This is a genomic window from Citrobacter farmeri, assembly GCF_019048065.1.
GTDB lineage: Bacteria > Pseudomonadota > Gammaproteobacteria > Enterobacterales > Enterobacteriaceae > Citrobacter_A > Citrobacter_A farmeri.
This window is the reverse complement of sequence record NZ_CP077291.1, coordinates 4,641,575-4,660,242: the sequence shown is the minus strand read 5'-3', so window position 1 is coordinate 4,660,242 and position 18,668 is coordinate 4,641,575. Positions and strand designations below refer to the sequence as shown.

The window sequence follows — 18,668 nt, the reverse complement described above, 5'->3', positions numbered from 1 at the left end:
ATTATGTTCAAATCATCAGCCAGTTTGCTTTCGGCTGCCTGCACTAAAAACTCTGATTAGCGTGAAGCCGAGGCAGATATGTTTCTAAATTATTTCGCGTTGGGAGTGCTGGTCTTCGTTTTCCTGGTGATCTTTTACGGCATCATCGCCATTCATGACATTCCCTATCTCATCGCGAAAAAACGTAACCATCCGCATGCTGATGCGATACATACCGCAGGCTGGGTCAGCCTGTTTACGCTCCACGTGATCTGGCCGTTTTTGTGGATTTGGGCAACGTTATACCAGCCAGAGCGCGGCTGGGGTATGCAGTCTCATGCCGCGCCTGCGGGGCAAGAAACCGATCCGGAGATTGCGGCGTTATCCGCGCGTATTACACAACTCGAAAAAAAACTGGCCGGGGCTAAAACGGCTGATGAGACGACCTTTCCGGAGATCTAATCATGGATCTGTTGATTGTATTGACCTATGTGGCACTGGCGTGGGCGGTCTTCAAACTATTCCGTATTCCGGTGAATCAATGGACTTTGGCTACGGCGGCATTAGGTGGCGTATTTCTGGTCAGCGGCCTGATCCTGTTAATGAACTACAACCACCCGTACACCTTTACTGCGCAAAAAGCCGTTATTTCCATTCCCATTACGCCGCAGGTTACCGGGATTGTCAGCGAGGTAACGGATAAAAATAACCAACTGATTAAAAAGGGTGAAGTGCTGTTTAAACTCGACCCGGTTCGCTATCAGGCGCGCGTGGACAGATTACAGGCCGATCTGGTGACGGCAACGCACAACATCCAGACCCTTAAAGCCCAACTGGCCGAAGCGCAGGCCAATACGACGCGAGTCTCTGCGGAACGCGATCGGTTGTACAAAGATTATCAGCGTTACCTGAAAGGCAGTCAGGCGAAGGTGAATCCCTTCTCGGAAAGCGATATTGATACGGCGCGGCAAAACTATCTGGCGCAGGATGCGCTGGTAAAAGGTTCTGTGGCTGAGCAAGCGCAAATACAAAGCCAGTTAGACAGCATGGTCAACGGCGAACAGTCGCAGATTGTCAGCCTGCGGGCGCAACTGACAGAGGCTAAGTACAACCTTGATCAGACCCTTATTCGTGCACCCAGCAACGGTTATGTCACCCAGGTGCTGATCCGACCCGGTACGTATGCCGCAGCGCTGCCGTTGCGGCCGGTGATGGTCTTTATCCCTGAACAAAAACGGCAAATTGTCGCTCAGTTCCGGCAAAACTCTCTGCTTCGTCTTGAACCCGGTGATGACGCTGAGGTGGTGTTTAACGCGCTGCCAGGGCAGGTTTTTCACGGTAAGTTGACCAGCATATTGCCCGTGGTGCCGGGCGGTTCGTATCAGGCTCAGGGCGCACTACAATCCCTGACGGTGGTGCCCGGGACCGATGGCGTCCTGGCGACGATTGAACTGGAGCCGAATGCCGATGTGGATGCGTTGCCCGACGGCATCTACGCGCAGGTGGCGGTCTATTCTGACCATTTCGCCCATGTTTCGGTGATGCGCAAGGTGTTGCTGCGCATGACCAGCTGGATGCACTACCTTTATTTGGATCATTGAGAACTTTGTCACCTGCCTTTTCCCGCTGCGTGAGCCATACTCATTGTTTTGTGTTGGCGAAAAAGGACTGATCATGAAACTCATTGGTAGCTACACCAGCCCGTTTGTACGTAAAATTTCGATCCTGCTGCTGGAAAAAGGCATCACTTTCGAATTTGTTAATGAACTGCCCTACAACGCGGAAAACGGTGTGGCGCAGTATAACCCGTTAGGAAAAGTACCGGCGCTGGTAACTGACGATGGAGAGTACTGGTTCGATTCGCCGATTATCGCGGAATACATTGAACGGCTGGATATTGCGCCAGCGATGCTGCCTCGTGAACCGCTGGCCTCGCTGAAAGTCCGACAGCTTGAGGCGCTGGCCGATGGGATCATGGACGCCGGTCTGGTATCGGTGCGCGAACAGGCGCGTCCTGCCGCGCAGCAATCTGAGACTGAACTGTTGCGCCAGCGCGAGAAAATCAATCGTAGTCTGGATGCGCTGGAAGGGTATCTGGTGGACGGGACGATTAAACCTGATACGGTCGATCTGGCGACGATCGCAATTGCCTGCGCGGTGGGCTATCTCAACTTCCGTCGCGTCTCACCGGGCTGGTGCGTGAGCAGACCCCACCTGGTCAAGCTGGTGGAGACGCTGTTCCAGCGCGAAAGTTTTGCCCGTACTGAACCGCCGAAGGCGTGAAGTCTATTCACTAAAGGCTTGATGCGTATTATGTCCGTCTGAGCAATCTCACGTTACAATCCCCTCTATGTCGATTTCCCTCTCCGGTGTGGAGAGGGCCACCAACAGCCAGGCCTTTTCATGACGACCGAAACACGTTCGCTCTACAGTCAGCTCCCCGCCATTGATCGCTTATTGCGTGAAAGTGAATTTCTTACCCTACGTGAGACTCACGGGCATACCCGTGTCGTTGACTTGCTCCGTCAACTGCTTGATGAAGCAAGAGAGGTAATACGCGATACGCAAGCGTTGCCTGCGTGGGGCGAAGACTGGGCTCAGGAAGTGAACCGTCGGCTGGAAAAGGAGGCCCTGAGTGCGCTGCGTCCGGTTATCAACCTGACAGGCACGGTGTTACATACCAATCTGGGCCGCGCCTTACAGGCAGAAGAGGCCGTCACGGCGGTTGCACAAGCCATGCGCTCGCCGGTGACGCTGGAGTATGACCTGGACGGCGCAGGACGCGGACATCGCGATCGCGCGCTGGCAGAATTGCTGTGCCGTATCACTGGCGCGGAAGATGCCTGTATTGTGAATAATAACGCGGCGGCGGTGCTGTTGATGTTGGCCGCCACTGCCGCCGGTAAAGAGGTGGTGGTTTCACGTGGTGAACTGGTAGAGATTGGCGGCGCGTTTCGTATCCCGGATGTGATGCGCCAGGCGGGCTGCTCGCTGCGTGAAGTCGGAACCACCAATCGGACGCATGCCGAAGACTATCGTCAGGCGGTGAATGAAAACACCGCGCTGCTGATGAAGGTGCATACCAGTAATTACAGTATCGAAGGCTTCACCCACGCGGTTGATGAAACGGAATTGGCCCAAATTGGTCAGGCGCTGGATATTCCGATCGTGGCCGATCTCGGCAGCGGTTCGCTGGTCGATTTGAGTCAGTATGGTCTGCCGAAAGAGCCAATGCCGCAACAGTTGATTGCCGCGGGCGTCAGCCTGGTGAGCTTCTCGGGCGACAAGCTGTTGGGGGGACCGCAGGCCGGGATTATCGTCGGTAAGAAAGCGATGATTGCGCAATTGCAAAGTCATCCGCTTAAACGCGCGCTGCGGGCGGATAAAATGACCCTTGCGGCTCTGGAAGCGACATTGCGTCTTTATCTTCATCCGGAAGCGCTGGCGGCGAAACTGCCGACGCTGCGCTTGTTAACCCGAAGCCAAGAGGTCATTCAGGCCCAGGCGGAGCGGCTTCTGACTCCGTTGATGGCGCACTACGACGCCGAGTTTGCGGTGAAAGTGATGCCCTGCCTGTCGCAAATCGGCAGTGGCTCTTTGCCGGTTGATCGGCTTCCCAGCGTGGCGTTAACCTTTACACCGCACGACGGTCGCGGAAGCCGTCTTGAAGCCCTGGCGAGCCGCTGGCGTGAGTTGCCGGTTCCGGTTATCGGTCGGATTTACGAGGGCCGTCTGTGGCTGGATTTACGCTGTCTGGAAGATGAGACCCGGTTTATGGAGATGTTGTTGAAATGATTATTGCAACCGCCGGACATGTTGACCACGGGAAAACGACGCTGCTGCAGGCCATTACTGGCGTAAATGCCGACCGTCTGCCCGAAGAGAAAAAGCGCGGTATGACCATCGATCTGGGCTATGCCTACTGGCCGCAGCCGGACGGGCGCGTGCTGGGCTTTATCGATGTCCCCGGTCACGAGAAATTTCTCTCAAACATGCTGGCGGGCGTGGGGGGGATCGATCATGCGTTGCTGGTGGTGGCCTGCGACGATGGTGTGATGGCGCAAACGCGCGAACACCTGGCGATTCTGCAACTCACCGGGAATCCAACGTTGACGGTGGCGCTGACCAAAGCCGATCGTGTGGATGATGCGCGGATACAGGAGGTTCAACAGCAGGTGCAGGATGTTCTGAGCGACTATGGTTTTGCACAGGCGACGTTATTTGTGACGGCCGCTAATGAAGGCCTTGGGATTGACGCGTTGCGTGAACATTTGCTGCAACTGCCCGCCCGTGAACACGCCAGGAATCAGACGTTCCGACTGGCTATCGACCGCGCCTTTACTGTAAAAGGAGCCGGGCTGGTGGTGACCGGTACCGCGCTGAGCGGTGAAGTGAACGTCGGGGATACGCTGTGGCTGACCGGGGTGAATACGTCTGTGCGCGTGCGCGGACTTCACGCACAAAATCAGGCCAGCGAGCACGCCCATGCCGGGCAGCGTATCGCGCTGAATATCGCCGGCGATGCCGGAAAAGAACAGCTTAACCGTGGTGACTGGTTGCTTTCGGACGCCCCGCCTGAACCGTTTACGCGAGTGATTGTGGCGCTGGAAAGCCACGTTCCACTTACGCAGTGGCAGCCACTACACATTCACCATGCGGCCAGTCACGTGACCGGGCGTGTTTCGCTGCTGGAGGATAATCTGGCGGAACTGGTGTTTGATACGCCGTTGTTATTGGCAGATAACGACCGCCTGGTACTGCGCGATATCTCCGCACGTATGACGCTTGCCGGGGCGCGGGTGGTTGTGCTTAATCCTCCACGTCGCGGTAAACGTAAACCAGAATATCTGCAATGGCTGGCGTCCCTGGCGGCGGCGAAAGATGACGGTGCCGCGCTGGCTGTGCATCTGCAACGTGGCGCGGTAAATTTGCCTGACTTTGCGTGGGCACGCCAGTTGAATGGCGACGGCATGCGTTCACTCATTCACCAGCATGGTTTTATTCAGGCAGGTTATAGCCTGCTGAATGCAGTGGTCGCCGCGCGCTGGCAGCGCAAAATTCTCGACACGCTGGCGACTTACCATGAGCAGCATCGCGATGAGCCAGGCCCGGGGCGCGAACGCCTGCGCCGCATGGCGCTACCGATGGAAGATGAAGCGCTGGTACTGTTGCTGATTGAACAGATGCGCGAAAGTGGAGATATCCACAGCCATCACGGCTGGCTGCATCTGCCGGATCATAAGGCCGGATTTACTGACGAACAGCAGACTGTCTGGCTAAAAGCCGCGCCGTTATTTGGCGACGAACCCTGGTGGGTCCGCGATCTCGCCCGTGAAACCGCCACCGAAGAGCAAACGATGCGTCTGGTATTGCGACAGGCGGCACAGCAGGGGATGATTACGGCGATCGTAAAAGATCGTTACTACCGTAACGATCGCATTGTGGCTTTCGCCAGCATGATCCGCGAACTGGATCTGGAGAAAGGCTCAACCTGCGCAGCAGATTTTCGCGATCGGTTGGGCGTAGGGCGAAAACTGGCGATTCAGATTCTGGAATACTTCGACCGGATTGGCTTTACTCGTCGTCGTGGAAACGATCATCTATTACGTGATGCATTATTATTTCCGGAAAAGGAATAATACGATTTATTTAAAATAAGAATGAATTGATACAATAAATAGTTTGAAACGAAAAGAGCCCATTAATTTGTAGCCTAATGTGCTCTTTTATTTTTTCTTTAAATAAAGAACTACTGCGATCATATTTTCTCCAGAGGTTCGTTCGTATGCTGCAATTCTTTCTGAAACTATTAAGGATTGAGCATATGGCTGCTTCAACATTTTATATTCCTTCGGTGAATATAATAGGGGGTGATTCATTAAAAGATGCAATGAATACCATGGTGGAATATGGTTTTCGCCGGACGCTAATTGTCACGGACAGCGTACTGACGCAGTTAGGTATGGCGGGTGAAATTCAAAAAGCATTACAGCAACGCAATATATTTAGCGTTATTTTTGCTGGGACACACCCCAATCCGACGACAACAAACGTCGCCGATGGTCTGAAGATCCTGAAAGAAAATGACTGCGATAGCGTTATTTCTCTGGGCGGTGGTTCCCCACATGATTGTGCCAAAGGGATTGCGCTGGTGGCAGCGAATGGAGGCGATATTCGCGATTATGAAGGGGTTGATCGCTCGGCAAAACCGCAGTTGCCGATGATTGCGATTAACACTACGGCAGGAACTGCGTCCGAAATGACGCGTTTCTGCATTATTACTGACGTCGATCGTCATATCAAAATGGCGATTGTGGATAAACACGTCACGCCGTTGCTGTCGGTGAATGACTCTTCGCTGATGATCGGCATGCCGAAATCATTGACGGCGGCGACGGGTATGGACGCGTTGACCCATGCGATCGAAGCGTATGTCTCTGTGGCCGCGACGCCGATCACCGATGCCTGCGCGTTGAAAGCGATGACCATGATTTCTGACAATCTGACCATCGCCGTGGAATCGGGTGGCAATGTGCATGCGCGTGAAGCAATGGCTTATGCGCAGTTCCTGGCGGGGATGGCCTTCAATAATGCGTCGTTAGGTTATGTCCACGCGATGGCGCACCAGCTAGGCGGTTTCTATGACCTGCCGCACGGCGTGTGTAATGCCGTTCTGCTGCCGCATGTTCAGGTGTTTAACAGTCAGGTGACTGCGGCGCGTTTGCGTGACTGTGCGGCAGCAATGGGCGTGCATGTCGCGGGGATGACCGACGCCGAAGGTGCTAAAGCCTGTATCGATGCGATCCGCTCCCTGGCGCGGCAAATCAATATTCCGGCAGGCCTGCGTGACCTGGGGGTGAAAGAAGAGGATATTCCGGTGCTGGCGACCAATGCGCTGAAAGATGCCTGCGGTTTGACTAACCCAATCCAGGCGACACACGACGAGATTATGGCTATCTATCGCGCGGCGATGTAATTCGTGACCTTTGTCGTAAACCGATGAGCGGCTGGCGAGAAAATCGCCAGCCACGTCTACCCTTGTTATACCCCTGGAGCAAGGAGACGATCATGACCAATAATCCCCCCCGTATTCAACCCGGCGAGTATGGTTTTCCCCTGAAGTTAAAGGCCCGTTACGACAACTTTATCGGTGGCGACTGGGTTGCCCCGAGTGATGGCGAGTATTACCAGAACCTGACGCCCGTTACCGGGCAACTGTTATGCGAAGTGGCTTCTTCCGGTAAAAGGGATATTGACCTGGCACTCGATGCGGCTCACAAGGTGAAAGATCAGTGGGCGCATACTTCTGTTCAGGATCGGGCAGCGATTCTGTTCAAAATTGCTGACCGCATGGAGCAGAATCTCGAACTGCTGGCGACGGCGGAAACCTGGGATAACGGTAAACCGATCCGTGAAACCAGTGCGGCGGATGTTCCGCTGGCGATCGACCACTTCCGTTATTTCGCTTCCTGCATTCGTGCCCAGGAGGGCGGAATCAGTGAAGTGGATAGCGATACCGTGGCTTATCACTTCCACGAACCGCTCGGTGTGGTCGGGCAAATTATCCCGTGGAACTTCCCCTTACTGATGGCGAGCTGGAAGATGGCGCCCGCGCTGGCGGCAGGAAACTGCGTGGTGCTCAAGCCCGCGCGTCTGACGCCGCTGTCCGTTTTACTGTTGATGGAAGTGATTGGCGATCTTCTTCCCCCCGGCGTGGTGAACGTGGTGAATGGCGCTGGCGGTGAGATTGGTGAGTATCTGGCGACCTCGAAACGCATTGCCAAAGTGGCATTCACCGGCTCAACGGAAGTTGGGCAGCAAATCATGCAGTACGCCACGCAGAATATCATCCCGGTCACCCTGGAGTTGGGCGGGAAATCGCCAAACATCTTCTTCGCCGACGTGATGGATGAAGAAGATGCTTTCTTCGATAAGGCGCTGGAAGGCTTTGCGCTCTTTGCCTTTAACCAGGGCGAAGTTTGCACCTGCCCGAGTCGCGCGCTGGTGCAGGAATCCATCTATGAACGCTTCATGGAGCGCGCTATTCGTCGCGTGGAAAGCATTCGCAGCGGTAACCCGTTGGATAGCGTGACACAAATGGGGGCGCAGGTCTCTCATGGGCAGATGGAAACTATCCTGAATTATATTGATATCGGCAAGAAAGAGGGGGCGGATGTCCTGACCGGTGGGCGGCGTAAGCAGCTCGAAGGTGAGCTGAAAGACGGTTATTACCTCGAACCTACCATCCTGTTTGGTAAGAACAATATGCGGGTGTTCCAGGAGGAGATCTTTGGCCCGGTACTGGCGGTAACAACCTTCAAAACAATGGACGAGGCGCTGGAGTTAGCCAACGATACCCAGTATGGGCTTGGAGCGGGTGTCTGGAGCCGTAACGGCAATCTTGCGTATAAAATGGGACGCGGCATTCAGGCAGGACGCGTGTGGACCAACTGCTACCATGCTTATCCGGCCCATGCAGCCTTTGGCGGCTATAAGCAGTCGGGGATCGGGCGCGAAACCCACAAAATGATGCTGGAGCACTATCAACAGACGAAATGTTTGCTGGTGAGCTACTCTGATAAACCGCTGGGACTTTTTTAACTGGTGGCGTTATGCCCGATGGCGCTTTGCTTATCGGGCATAACGATTAATCCATCACCTTAACCTGCAATGGACGGAAACGGCTATAGACCCACAGTCCCAGGCAAGCAATCGATCCGATGAAAACGGTAAACAGTACCGTGATAAATATGCCGCTGAACAGCGCGGCAGGAATAGCCAGAAAACCATGCACGGGTTGATCGTTCCACTTGACCAGGTCGAAGCCAAAGAGACTCAGAACACCGCAAACAAAACTGAAAGTTATCATCGGGATACCAAGACCAATGAGTAATAACCGGTAGATAATAGCCGCTTTGATGCGCTTGAGGCTAACGGTGGATGAGGCTTCCGCGTTGTTCATTTTTGTTCCTGTTGTATTGGTGTTAAAACATAATAAACTGCGACTTGCATAAAAAACAATACACTAAAAAAAGTACAGTATATAAAAAACCATATGTCGATATATAAATATGAGAATTGCATGACATCTGGTCATTCTACTATCATTCTTAAACTCTTTTTTAATTCTATTTACTGGGGGGGGGATATGTTCCTCGATTATTTTGCCCTTGGGGTGCTTGTTTTTGTATTCCTGGTCATTTTCTATGGGATTATTATTTTGCATGATATTCCCTATTTAATGGCGAAAAAACGCAATCATCCTCATGCCGATGCCATTCATGTTGCGGGATGGGTGAGTTTGTTTACATTACATGTTATCTGGCCTTTCTTGTGGATTTGGGCAACGCTTTATCGTCCGGATCGTGGGTGGGGAATGCAAGGCCCTGAGCCTGGCGTTGTGCAACTCCAGGAGCGAATTGCCGGACTGGAAAAACAGCTGGCTGAGCTTAAATCCTCCGCTGCCGGGTATTAATTATGGATTTACTGATTATTCTGACCTATGTGGCTTTCGCATGGGCGATTTTTAAGATCTTCAACATTCCCGCCAATAAATGGACAATACCGACGGCGGTGCTGGGTGGGATATTTATTGTCAGCGGCTTAATCTTATTAATGAATTATAACCACCCCTATACGTTTAAAGCGCAAAAAGCGGTGGTATCTATTCCTGTTGTTCCCCAGGTCACCGGCGTGGTGATTGACGTGACGGACAAAAAAAATACGCTGATTAAAAAAGGTGAAGTGCTGTTCAGGCTTGATCCTACGCGCTATCAGGCCAGGGTGGATCGTTTGCTGGCGGATATCGTGACGGCGCAACATAAGCAGCGTGCGTTAGGTGCCGAACTGGATGAAATGGCCGCCAATACACAGCAGGCGAAAGCCACGCGAGACAAATTTGCGAAAGAGTATCAACGCTATGCGCAGGGGAGCCTGGCGAAAGTGAATCCGTTTTCTGAGCGCGATATTGATGTCGCACGGCAGAACTATCTGGCGCAAGAGGCCACGGTGAAATCGTCAGCGGCGGAGCAACAGCAGATTCAAAGCCAGTTAGATAGCCAGGTATTGGGAGAGCATTCACAAATCGCCAGTCTGAAAGCGCAGTTGGCCGAGGCGGAATACAACCTTGAACAGACCATTGTTCGCGCACCGAGCGATGGCTATGTGACCCAGGTACTGATTCGCCCTGGCACCTATGCGGCTGCGTTACCCCTTCGCCCGGTGATGGTGTTTATTCCCGCGCAGAAGCGGCAAATTGTTGCGCAATTCCGCCAGAATTCGCTGCTAAGACTAACGCCTGGCGATGACGCGGAAGTGGTGTTTAATGCCTTACCAGGCAAGGTATTCAGCGGTAAATTGGCGGCGATAAGCCCGGCGGTGCCTGGCGGAACGTACCAGCCTGGCGGGACATTGCAGTCGTTGAATACCGTACCGGGATCGGAAGGCGTCATCGCGACGATTGAGTTGAACGACCATGCGGATTTACGCGCGCTACCGGATGGGATCTATGCGCAGGTTGCGGTCTACTCCGACCATTTCAGCCATGTCTCTGTCATGCGTAAGGTGCTGTTACGCATGACAAGTTGGGTGCACTATCTCTATCTCGACCATTAATTGTCGTTGACGGATGCTTGCTCGGACCGCAACAGGTGCGCCTGAGCAAGTTGGTTGCGTAATTCACGTAACATTTCATCAAGCACGTATTGCACTCGCCACGGCTGGTACTCCCGCTTGCGGAAGATTGCCACCAGATCCAGCCACCATTCATTTTGCTCAGGGAAGCAAGCTACCAGCGTACCGTCCTGTAGATCGCTTTGTACGCTTTTATCAGGGGCAAAGACAATACCCAGATGATTTCGCGCCAGTTCCAGCGCCGATTGGGTATTGTCACAGACGTAGTTCCCCGTGACGCGATAATCTCGAACCTCTTTACTGCCGGTGACGTTAAACCGCCAGATATTTGCATCATCAATCATCACTGAATCAATCAGAATGCAGGAATGACGCTCAAGATCGTCAGGTTGATGAATGGGATGCTTCTCAAGATAAGTCGGGCTGGCGAAAGCAGTTACGGCATATTTGGTGATAAAGCTGGCAACCAGCGATTCGTCCTTTGGGTGGGCATAGGTAATTAATACATCACAGTCATCAGGGAAATCAACGCCTTCAAAAAAGGCTTTCCGTTCAAGATTACATGTCTTCAGCGATAAAGTGATGTCGCCGATATCTTTAATTTGCGCAATGACGTGTTTCGTTAAGTAAGCGATGATGCCTGTCGGCGCATACACCGTTACCCGTCCCCGCTTTTCGTGCTTATAATCAGCAATGAAATGGTTAAGCTGCTCGTTTCTGTCGAGCATGTCATTAATGTAGGGCAGAAGCGCCGCGCCAAAAGGCGTTAGTGTCAGTTGCCGGGTCGTCCGCTCAAAGACTTTAAGACCGACTTTTGATTCAAAATCAGCAAGATACTTGCTGACGTTGGCCTGTGCGATGCCAAGCACGGTAGCGGCATGACTGATGTTTTCACTGGCAGCTATTACCGATATGATCTTTAGCTCCCGGTGCTTGAGTTGTAATTTATTCATCGCTGCAGCCCTTATATATATAAGTTTTTATATATTACTATATAAATATGTGCCTTGCACCGAAGAATTTGTAAGCATTATTATTCCGACGATTTATGGCTTATTTAAAATGGAATGTCGGGCATGTTAATTAAACGCAATATAATGGCATTATTTGCTTTCTCCTTTATCGCCAGTGCATCTGCTTCTGAATTATCCGTCGGTGCGGGTGCAGTATATAATGAATCTCCTTATCGTGGATATAATGAAAATACCCATGCCATTCCCCTCATTAGCTATGAAGGCGAATCTTTTTATGTCCGGCAGACTACTCTGGGCTACATTTTGTCTAAAAGTGAACAAAATGAATTTAGCGTGACCGCCTCCTGGATGCCGTTGGAATTTGATCCTTCCGATAATGACGATCACGCCATGAGAAAGCTCGACAAGCGCGACAGCACGATGATGGCAGGCGCGGCATGGTATCACCATGAAAGTTGGGGCAGTGTGAAGGTCTCTGCGACCGCCGATGTTCTGGATAATAGCAATGGCTGGGTAGGGGAATTATCGTGGTTCCATAAAATTCCTGTTGGCCAGCTTTCTCTGATCCCATCCGTCGGCGTTCTTTACTACGATGAAAATTTCAACGACTACTATTATGGTGTGTCAGGCAGCGAATCCCGCCGCAGCGGGTTAAACAGCTATTCTGCGCAGGATAGCTGGGTTCCTTACGTCAGCCTGACCGCAAAGTATCCCGTCACCGACAATATCGTTTTGATGGCAAGCGCGGCTTACAGCGTGCTGCCGGATGAAATTAAAGACAGCCCGATGATCGACCGTGACGATAGTTTCACTTTCATATCAGGCGTGAGCTGGCGCTTCTAAAGACGAGAGACGAATTGCCGGCTGGCGACCATTGTCCCGACCTGGGATTGTATCAATCCACGGGTCTGCCGCCATTCGGCATATTTCTACCGCTATTCTGATAACAGAACTACACTGTAATGATGATTGTCCCGGAACGGTCTGTTATCGGGAGTCAATTTCCCTCTCCATGAAGCATTATTGATCCATTCAGCATATTAAGCTGCAGTTTGTGATAAATATGCCCGTTTAATTTGCATTGTCTACTATTCACACCGAAATAGAGTAATTCTCTGATAATTTGTTTTTGGGAATTATTTAGCATCGCCTGGATTTATCCTTCAGCTATTCAGTCTACACTTTGCCTATAGCGAGATTAAAATGATCGCTTCAGGTATCTATTGAAATTAACGCTATTTTTTTTAAACTTGCGTAAGACAATATCTACAAGGACTTACACATGTTTAGCTATCGATAGTTCAGTAAAACGTGAGTATGTAATGATGGAATACCAGTTACATGGATTTATGATAGGTCGGGAAATATTTTTTGATATCAATGAGTCGAGAATTTTCAGGCTTCCGGTAAATAAGATGGACAGTGTAATTGCATTTGGTGGCGTATTTTTTAACAGTACAATGCTACGCTTGTTTGTTTATCTTTTACTGAATGCCCGGACCCATTATGTTTCAAAAGATGAGTTACTCGTCAACGTCTGGGAAAAAAATGAATTAAGTGCTTCCACACAGCGTTTGTCAACGATGGTAAAAAATCTCAACAACAAATTATATTTACTGGGATTACCTCAGCATTCTATCGTCAGCGTAAAAGGAAGCGGATACATACTGGCACTGGATAATATTCAACCGCTCTACAGTGTGGTAGATGAGGCAGATTATCAAATATAGGTATCACTCAATCGGGTGCCAGCTTATTCCGTAGCGTGATGTCGCCTGCGGATTATTATCCCTGGACGTCAACGCCCAGGGTTTTTTTTATACATCAGGCAGCGAACGGGTCGCTAACATAAGGCGAATCCACTGAACGTTTCAGGCATCTGACAAAATTCGACCATTTCCCTTGTTTGATCAAGGCAGCCGCGCCATTTTCTCTGGCACTCTGTGTTTTTACGGCGGGTGGAGGGAGCAATGAACCGGTTTATTATGGCGGATGCGGCAAAGTGTATTGGCTGTCGTACATGCGAAGTCGCATGCGTGGTCTCGCATCAAGAGAATCAGGATTGTGCCGCGGTGTCAGCAGGACGCTTTGTCTCACGTATCCGGGTGATTAAGGAAAATACCTTCACCACTGCCGTTGCCTGCCACCAGTGTGAAGACGCGCCGTGCGCCAATGTCTGCCCGACACAGGCCATTCGTCGCGATCGTGGACATATCTTTGTTGAACAGGCGCATTGTATTGGCTGTAAAAGCTGCATGTTGGCTTGCCCGTTCGGCGCAATGAACGTCGTTGCGCAAACCTCGCGCGTACAGGCGGTAAAATGCGATCTTTGTTGGCATCGTGATACAGGACCTGCCTGCGTGGAGGCTTGCCCGACGGGAGCATTAACTTGTCTGGATGCGGCGAGCGTGCAACGTCAGCGTCTACACGCACAGCCTTTATAGCGAGTCATCCGGCCTGGTGGGGCCGGGTAACGTTACTGATTTTCCGCCCAGGCGCGTTCTACTTCTTCAGCCAGAATTTTTACCCCAGCTTCAATTTTCTCTGGATCGGGGACATAGTTCATGCGCATACACTGGTGCGTGTGCGGCCAGGGCTTATCGAGTCCCGGGAAAAAGTAATGTCCCGGCACCATCAGCACACCGCGTGCTTTCAGGCGCTGGTAGAGCAACTCGGTAGTGATGGGCAGATCCTGGAACCACAGCCAGAGAAAAATCGCCCCTTCAGGTTTGTGAATTAAGCAGCGATTTTCAGGTAAATAGCGGCGGATGATCGCAATGGTCTGCTGAACACGCTGTAAGTAGAACGGTTTGATAACCGTTTCTGACAGTCGCATCAGGTCGTTACGTTTAATCATCTCGCACATCATGGCCGGCCCGATCCCGCCAGGGGCGAGGCTGATGATGCCGTTCATATTGGCAATCGCCGTGATGATTTTTTCATTGGCGATGATGATGCCGCAGCGCGAGCCAGGCAGTCCCAGTTTAGAGAGGCTCATGCACAGCACAATGTTGGGATTCCACAGCGGGCGCGCTTCGCTAAAAATAATACTCGGGAACGGCACGCCGTAGGCATTATCAATCACCAACGGAATATTGTGCTGGTTGGCAAGCGTATCGAGTTTTATCAGCTCTTCATCTGTGATCACGTTACCCGTCGGATTGGTGGGGCGAGAGACGCAGATCATGCCGGTCTCTTCACCAATGTGCAGATGTTCGAAGTCAACGTGATACTTGAACTGACCCTCTGGCAGCAGCTCAATATTCGGTCGTGCCGAGACGAAAAGATCCTCTTCCAACCCGGAATCCGCATAGCCGATGTATTCCGGCGCGAGAGGGAACAGCACCTTTTTGGTGGTCCCATCGGCGCGACGGCCGGCAAAGAGATTAAACAAGTAGAAAAATGCGCTCTGACTGCCGTTTGTTAGCGCAATATTCTGTGGTTCGATATCCCAACCCAGATTCTCACGGAGTAGCGAAGCGAGCACGGTCAGCAGCTCGGTTTTCCCCTGCGGACCGTCATAATTGCAAAGCGCATCAGTGAGTTTGCCGTTTTCCAGCATCTCAGTCAGGAGCGTCTGGAAGTAATCCTGCATCGCCGGGATTTGCGCCGGATTTCCGCCGCCCAGCATGATTGCGCCAGGGGTGCGTAAACCGTCATTGAGGTCCTCCATCAGGCGGGTAATGCCTGAATGGCGGGTGAATTTGTCGCCAAAAAGTGAAAATGTCATAACGGATGGTCTGTCAAACGCTGAGTCGAAGGAGGTTACCTTAACGCTAGCACTGGCAGGGTGCAAATCGAGCCGACATGAGGGTTTTAGTGTTTTATGCTTATCATTTTTATGATGGTGGTGTTTTATTTTATAGCGTCTGAAAGGCTTCAGTCCCTCAGACGCTGGTTTACGTTAGCGCTGACCCGCCCAAATGACCATCACGATGTCGTCGCCATGCTGACGCACGAAACCGTACCCCTGTTTGAGCGAGAGCGTGGTTTGCTGACCCGCGCCGATGGCCGGATGTCGGGCTCTGAACTGACCGAGGCGTTGCCAGTGGGCGACATTGTCGGCTGATTTACCGCTGATATCCTGCCAGTTCATATCTGAGCGCGTGCCCTGTAGCGGATCGGAACCGGTAGGGCCGAAAGGCCGTGAGGATTCATCCCCATAGAATATCTGAACAGCACCGGGGGCTAACAGCAGCAATTCAGCCGCTTTATCACCACCTTCGCGGAACAGGCGAGTATCGTGCGAAGAGAGATAGCTCAACACATTAAAGCCCTGTAGTTTTTCCGCCATCTGTTGCCAGGTGAGATCCATACCAGACAGGCAATCGGCCGCTTTTGCGGCCTGTTCCTGATAGTCAAAGTTGATCATTGCGTCAAAACCATGACGATAGTAATCGCTCTGCATCACGCCGTGGCCCCAGGCTTCGCCGGTCATCCAGAACGGCTCATCATCGAGCGCTTTGTCCGGGTTGTTTTTTTTCCATTCCACCAGCGCTGCGCTGGCCTGCGTTTTTAACTGTTGCCAGGCCGAAAGTTCGACGTGTTTCGCCGTGTCGACGCGAAATCCATCGACACCATAATCGCGCACCCATTGGCTCAGCCAGTGGGTCAGGTAATCCCGGGGCGTGTAGCCCTCAATGGCTTTCGCGCGCGTATCGGCTTTATGTTGATAAAACACCGGCAGGCCGGAGGGGATCGTCGACCCGGTTTTCAGATCCGGCAGAAAAGCCAGCGACATCGTGAGATCGTCAAAGCCTGGGTTGTCGTAATCGCCAATGTCAGTGCGGATCCACGCTTTCCCCCACCATTTTTCCCAGGCGGCCTTATCACTAAAGTTGATGTAATCATTGAAGCTGTGCCAGCTTTGCCCGACGGTGGGTTTCCAGTCTGTCCAGCGATCGCCGAGCGTTTTTTTCAACTCATCGCCAGAAAGATAGAGCGCGCCGAATTGATATTCCTGCATATCTGCCAGCGTGGCGTAGCCGGTATGGTTCATCACCACATCAAAGAGAATGCGGATCCCGCGCTGATGTGCGCCATCAATCAATGCACGAAGATCGGCCTCGCTGCCCATGTTGGCATCAAGAGTGGTCCAGTCCTGGGTGTAATAACCGTGATAGGCATAGTGTGGGAAATCGCCTTTCGTGCCACCGCCCACCCAGCCGTGGATTTGTTCGAACGGCGCGCTTATCCATAACGCATTCACGCCCAGTTGTTGCAGATAATCCAGTTTGCGGGTCAGACCGCGTAAATCGCCACCGTGAAACGTACCGATTTCTTCCATGCCATCCTTATGGCGACCGTAACTCTGGTCATTAGAGGGATCGCCGTTCTCGAAGCGGTCGGTCAGCACAAAATAGACGGTAGCGTTGTGCCAGTCGAACGGAGCAGGTGCATCGGTTTCTGCCCGTTCCAGCAGTAACAGGCCGTTACTGGCGGGAGCGGGTTGTAAGGTTATCTGTCCGTTTTTAACCATAGCGGTCTGTCCGCTGTAAAAATCGCGTACCACGCTGCCTTCCGGGAAAGTTTGCGCGACCTCTAACGTCAGTGGCGAACCATCCCACGTTGGACACTGGCGCACCACATTTGCCGTTGGTTCGGCCTCGCGCGGCACCGTAATCATCAATGTTGGCGTGCCAGAACGGGTATCGATTTCCAACGTGTAGCTGCCGTCTTTGAACAGACGCCACTGCGGCGGGGTGCCTTCGCATGGGATCAGCGAGAGCATCTGATTGAGTTTTATCGCGTTTGCCGGCTGCCAGCACTGATGGTCAAAATTTAGTGTTAATGAGCGAGTACCCTTCATCAACTCAGCGTGGCTGGCAAACTTACCGGTTCCCTCGGCGGTGAAGGAGGGGAAGCCCTGAGACGTCCATGTTGCGGCGCTCGCGATACCTGGCAGCAGCGCGAGGGCAATAGCGGCAAGTTTCATTGTGCGGTCCTTTTTGCGGCGATTTTGACCAGTTTGCCCGAGAACCCGCTGACGAAACTCATCCTTCAACCGCATTCAACCAGGATGAGGGGGGCGGATGAGTGATTTTGGGCAAAAAATAACCTTAATTTGAGATAACCACCACAAATCTTTCGAATTAGTCCCTTGCGGAATAGTTTATGCGTGACATGGTTTCGGAATTGGCCTATTCCTAAGGGTGCTCTTGATCACTATTTTTGATATGATTTGAGATTCAACTCTCAAAATTGTGAAAAATAAAAGGTGTTGGAATGATTCAATCCGACCAGGAGACCTAATGATATTGACTCCCATACGACGATATGGGGCAATGATTCTTATGTTACTCACCATCGTATTTTCGGGTGAGGTGCTGGCAAAGACGCACACAACAACATCGAGTCAGAAGTCCCACGTAACCAAGACAAGTCATAAACAGGTAAGCAGTAAACAAGAGTATTCTCGCAATAGTGCAAAGAGCAGTTCACTTCCTGATTTGCGAAAATACCCTTCCGGAACACCAAGGAAAAAAGCGTTTCTCCGGACCGTTATGCCTTATATTACCAGTCAAAATGCTGCGATCACGGCCGATCGTAACTGGCTGATTTCAAAGCAGTACCAGAATCGCTGGTCACCGACCGAGCGTACGCGTATGAAGAACATAGCGAAGCGCTACAAGGTGAAATGGTCTGGCAACACGCGGAGCATTCCGTGGAATACGTTGCTGGAGCGCGTGGACATTATCCCTACCAGTATGGTGGCGACGATGGCGGCGGCAGAGAGCGGTTGGGGTACCTCTAAGCTTGCGCGTAGCAATAACAACCTGTTTGGCATGAAGTGTGCGAAAGGGAGTTGTAACAATGCGCCGGGTAAAGTGAAAGGTTACTCTCAGTTCGATTCCGTCAAAGAGTCGGTCAACGCCTATGTGATCAACCTGAACACGCATCCGGCTTACGCCTCTTTCCGTAAATCGCGCGCGCAGCTGCGCAAAGCGGATCAGGAAGTGACGGCGACGGCGATGATTCATAAGTTGAAGGGTTATTCAACGAAGGGACAGAGTTACAACAACTATCTGTTTGCGATGTATCAGGATAACCAGCGATTAATCGCAGCGCATATGTAATCTACCA

The 18,668-nt window shown here is 51.9% G+C and carries 17 protein-coding genes; 13 read left to right on the top strand and 4 right to left on the bottom strand.

The genetic code is table 11. The features are described 5' to 3' along the window. Nucleotides 1–78 precede the first annotated feature (78 nt). The 7 genes from I6L53_RS22000 to aldB all read left to right on the top strand — a co-directional run bounded on the left by I6L53_RS22000 (nucleotide 79) and on the right by aldB (nucleotide 8,580). Entirely contained in the window at nucleotides 79–441 is a 363-nt protein-coding gene (locus tag I6L53_RS22000) for a DUF3302 domain-containing protein (protein WP_042323263.1), read from the top strand. Between the two features lie 2 nt (nucleotides 442–443). Further along, complete coding sequence (locus tag I6L53_RS21995; protein ID WP_042323261.1) at nucleotides 444–1,580, top strand: HlyD family secretion protein; 1,137 nt, start codon at nucleotides 444–446, stop codon at nucleotides 1,578–1,580. A gap of 73 nt (nucleotides 1,581–1,653) precedes the next feature. Continuing rightward, the gene (locus tag I6L53_RS21990; protein WP_042323258.1) at nucleotides 1,654–2,262 is read left to right on the top strand and encodes a glutathione S-transferase; all 609 of its coding nucleotides are present in this window, start codon (nucleotides 1,654–1,656) and stop codon (nucleotides 2,260–2,262) included. Nucleotides 2,263–2,382: 120 nt separating this feature from the next. After that, entirely contained in the window at nucleotides 2,383–3,774 is a 1,392-nt protein-coding gene (gene selA, locus I6L53_RS21985; RefSeq protein ID WP_042323256.1) for an L-seryl-tRNA(Sec) selenium transferase, read from the top strand. Beyond that, nucleotides 3,771–5,618 (top strand): selenocysteine-specific translation elongation factor, encoded by a 1,848-nt coding sequence (gene selB / locus I6L53_RS21980; protein ID WP_042323255.1) that lies wholly within the window; start codon nucleotides 3,771–3,773, stop codon nucleotides 5,616–5,618. The genes selA and selB overlap by 4 nt, the downstream gene beginning before the upstream one ends. Nucleotides 5,619–5,803: 185 nt before the next feature. Next, the gene (gene yiaY / locus I6L53_RS21975) at nucleotides 5,804–6,955 is read left to right on the top strand and encodes an L-threonine dehydrogenase (RefSeq protein WP_042323252.1); all 1,152 of its coding nucleotides are present in this window, start codon (nucleotides 5,804–5,806) and stop codon (nucleotides 6,953–6,955) included. Between the two features lie 92 nt (nucleotides 6,956–7,047). Next, nucleotides 7,048–8,580, top strand: coding sequence for an aldehyde dehydrogenase AldB (gene aldB, locus I6L53_RS21970; RefSeq protein WP_042323250.1), 1,533 nt, complete (start codon nucleotides 7,048–7,050; stop codon nucleotides 8,578–8,580). A 46-nt stretch (nucleotides 8,581–8,626) separates the two neighbouring features. Here aldB and I6L53_RS21965 read toward each other — a convergent pair whose 3' ends face one another. Continuing rightward, nucleotides 8,627–8,941, bottom strand: coding sequence for a hypothetical protein (locus I6L53_RS21965; protein WP_042323249.1), 315 nt, complete (start codon nucleotides 8,939–8,941; stop codon nucleotides 8,627–8,629). Between the two features lie 186 nt (nucleotides 8,942–9,127). On the opposite strand from I6L53_RS21965, the gene I6L53_RS21960 reads away from it, so the two are divergent. Beyond that, entirely contained in the window at nucleotides 9,128–9,454 is a 327-nt protein-coding gene (locus I6L53_RS21960; RefSeq protein WP_042323247.1) for a DUF3302 domain-containing protein, read from the top strand. A gap of 2 nt (nucleotides 9,455–9,456) precedes the next feature. Then, the gene (locus tag I6L53_RS21955) at nucleotides 9,457–10,593 is read left to right on the top strand and encodes an HlyD family secretion protein (protein ID WP_042323245.1); all 1,137 of its coding nucleotides are present in this window, start codon (nucleotides 9,457–9,459) and stop codon (nucleotides 10,591–10,593) included. On the opposite strand, the gene I6L53_RS21950 is transcribed toward I6L53_RS21955, so the two are convergent. Further along, nucleotides 10,590–11,564, bottom strand: a complete 975-nt coding sequence (locus I6L53_RS21950; protein ID WP_042323243.1) for a LysR family transcriptional regulator — start codon at nucleotides 11,562–11,564, stop codon at nucleotides 10,590–10,592. The genes I6L53_RS21955 and I6L53_RS21950 overlap by 4 nt on opposite strands. 123 nt (nucleotides 11,565–11,687) lie before the next feature. Between I6L53_RS21950 and I6L53_RS21945 the strand changes: the two genes are divergently transcribed. From I6L53_RS21945 to I6L53_RS21935, 3 genes are all read left to right on the top strand, one after another. Next, nucleotides 11,688–12,428: a MipA/OmpV family protein gene (locus I6L53_RS21945; RefSeq protein WP_042323241.1), complete on the top strand. Its 741-nt coding sequence runs from the start codon at nucleotides 11,688–11,690 to the stop codon at nucleotides 12,426–12,428. Nucleotides 12,429–12,907: 479 nt separating this feature from the next. Continuing rightward, the gene (locus I6L53_RS21940) at nucleotides 12,908–13,315 is read left to right on the top strand and encodes a winged helix-turn-helix domain-containing protein (protein ID WP_225934969.1); all 408 of its coding nucleotides are present in this window, start codon (nucleotides 12,908–12,910) and stop codon (nucleotides 13,313–13,315) included. 240 nt (nucleotides 13,316–13,555) lie between these two features. Continuing rightward, a complete protein-coding gene (locus tag I6L53_RS21935; protein WP_042323238.1) occupies nucleotides 13,556–14,029 on the top strand; it encodes a 4Fe-4S dicluster domain-containing protein in 474 nt (157 codons plus the stop codon). 32 nt (nucleotides 14,030–14,061) lie between these two features. Here the strand turns inward: I6L53_RS21935 and avtA are convergent, their stop codons facing one another. Both avtA and malS read right to left on the bottom strand, forming a co-directional pair. Then, nucleotides 14,062–15,315 carry a valine--pyruvate transaminase gene (gene avtA / locus I6L53_RS21930; RefSeq protein WP_042323237.1) on the bottom strand — a complete coding sequence of 418 codons (1,254 nt, stop codon included), beginning with the start codon at nucleotides 15,313–15,315 and terminating at the stop codon, nucleotides 14,062–14,064. 174 nt (nucleotides 15,316–15,489) lie between these two features. Then, entirely contained in the window at nucleotides 15,490–17,520 is a 2,031-nt protein-coding gene (gene malS / locus I6L53_RS21925; protein ID WP_042323235.1) for an alpha-amylase, read from the bottom strand. 316 nt (nucleotides 17,521–17,836) lie between these two features. Here malS and I6L53_RS21920 point away from each other — a divergent pair, with 316 nt between their 5' ends. Beyond that, nucleotides 17,837–18,661 (top strand): protein bax, encoded by an 825-nt coding sequence (locus I6L53_RS21920; protein WP_042323233.1) that lies wholly within the window; start codon nucleotides 17,837–17,839, stop codon nucleotides 18,659–18,661. Nucleotides 18,662–18,668: the final 7 nt, after the last annotated feature.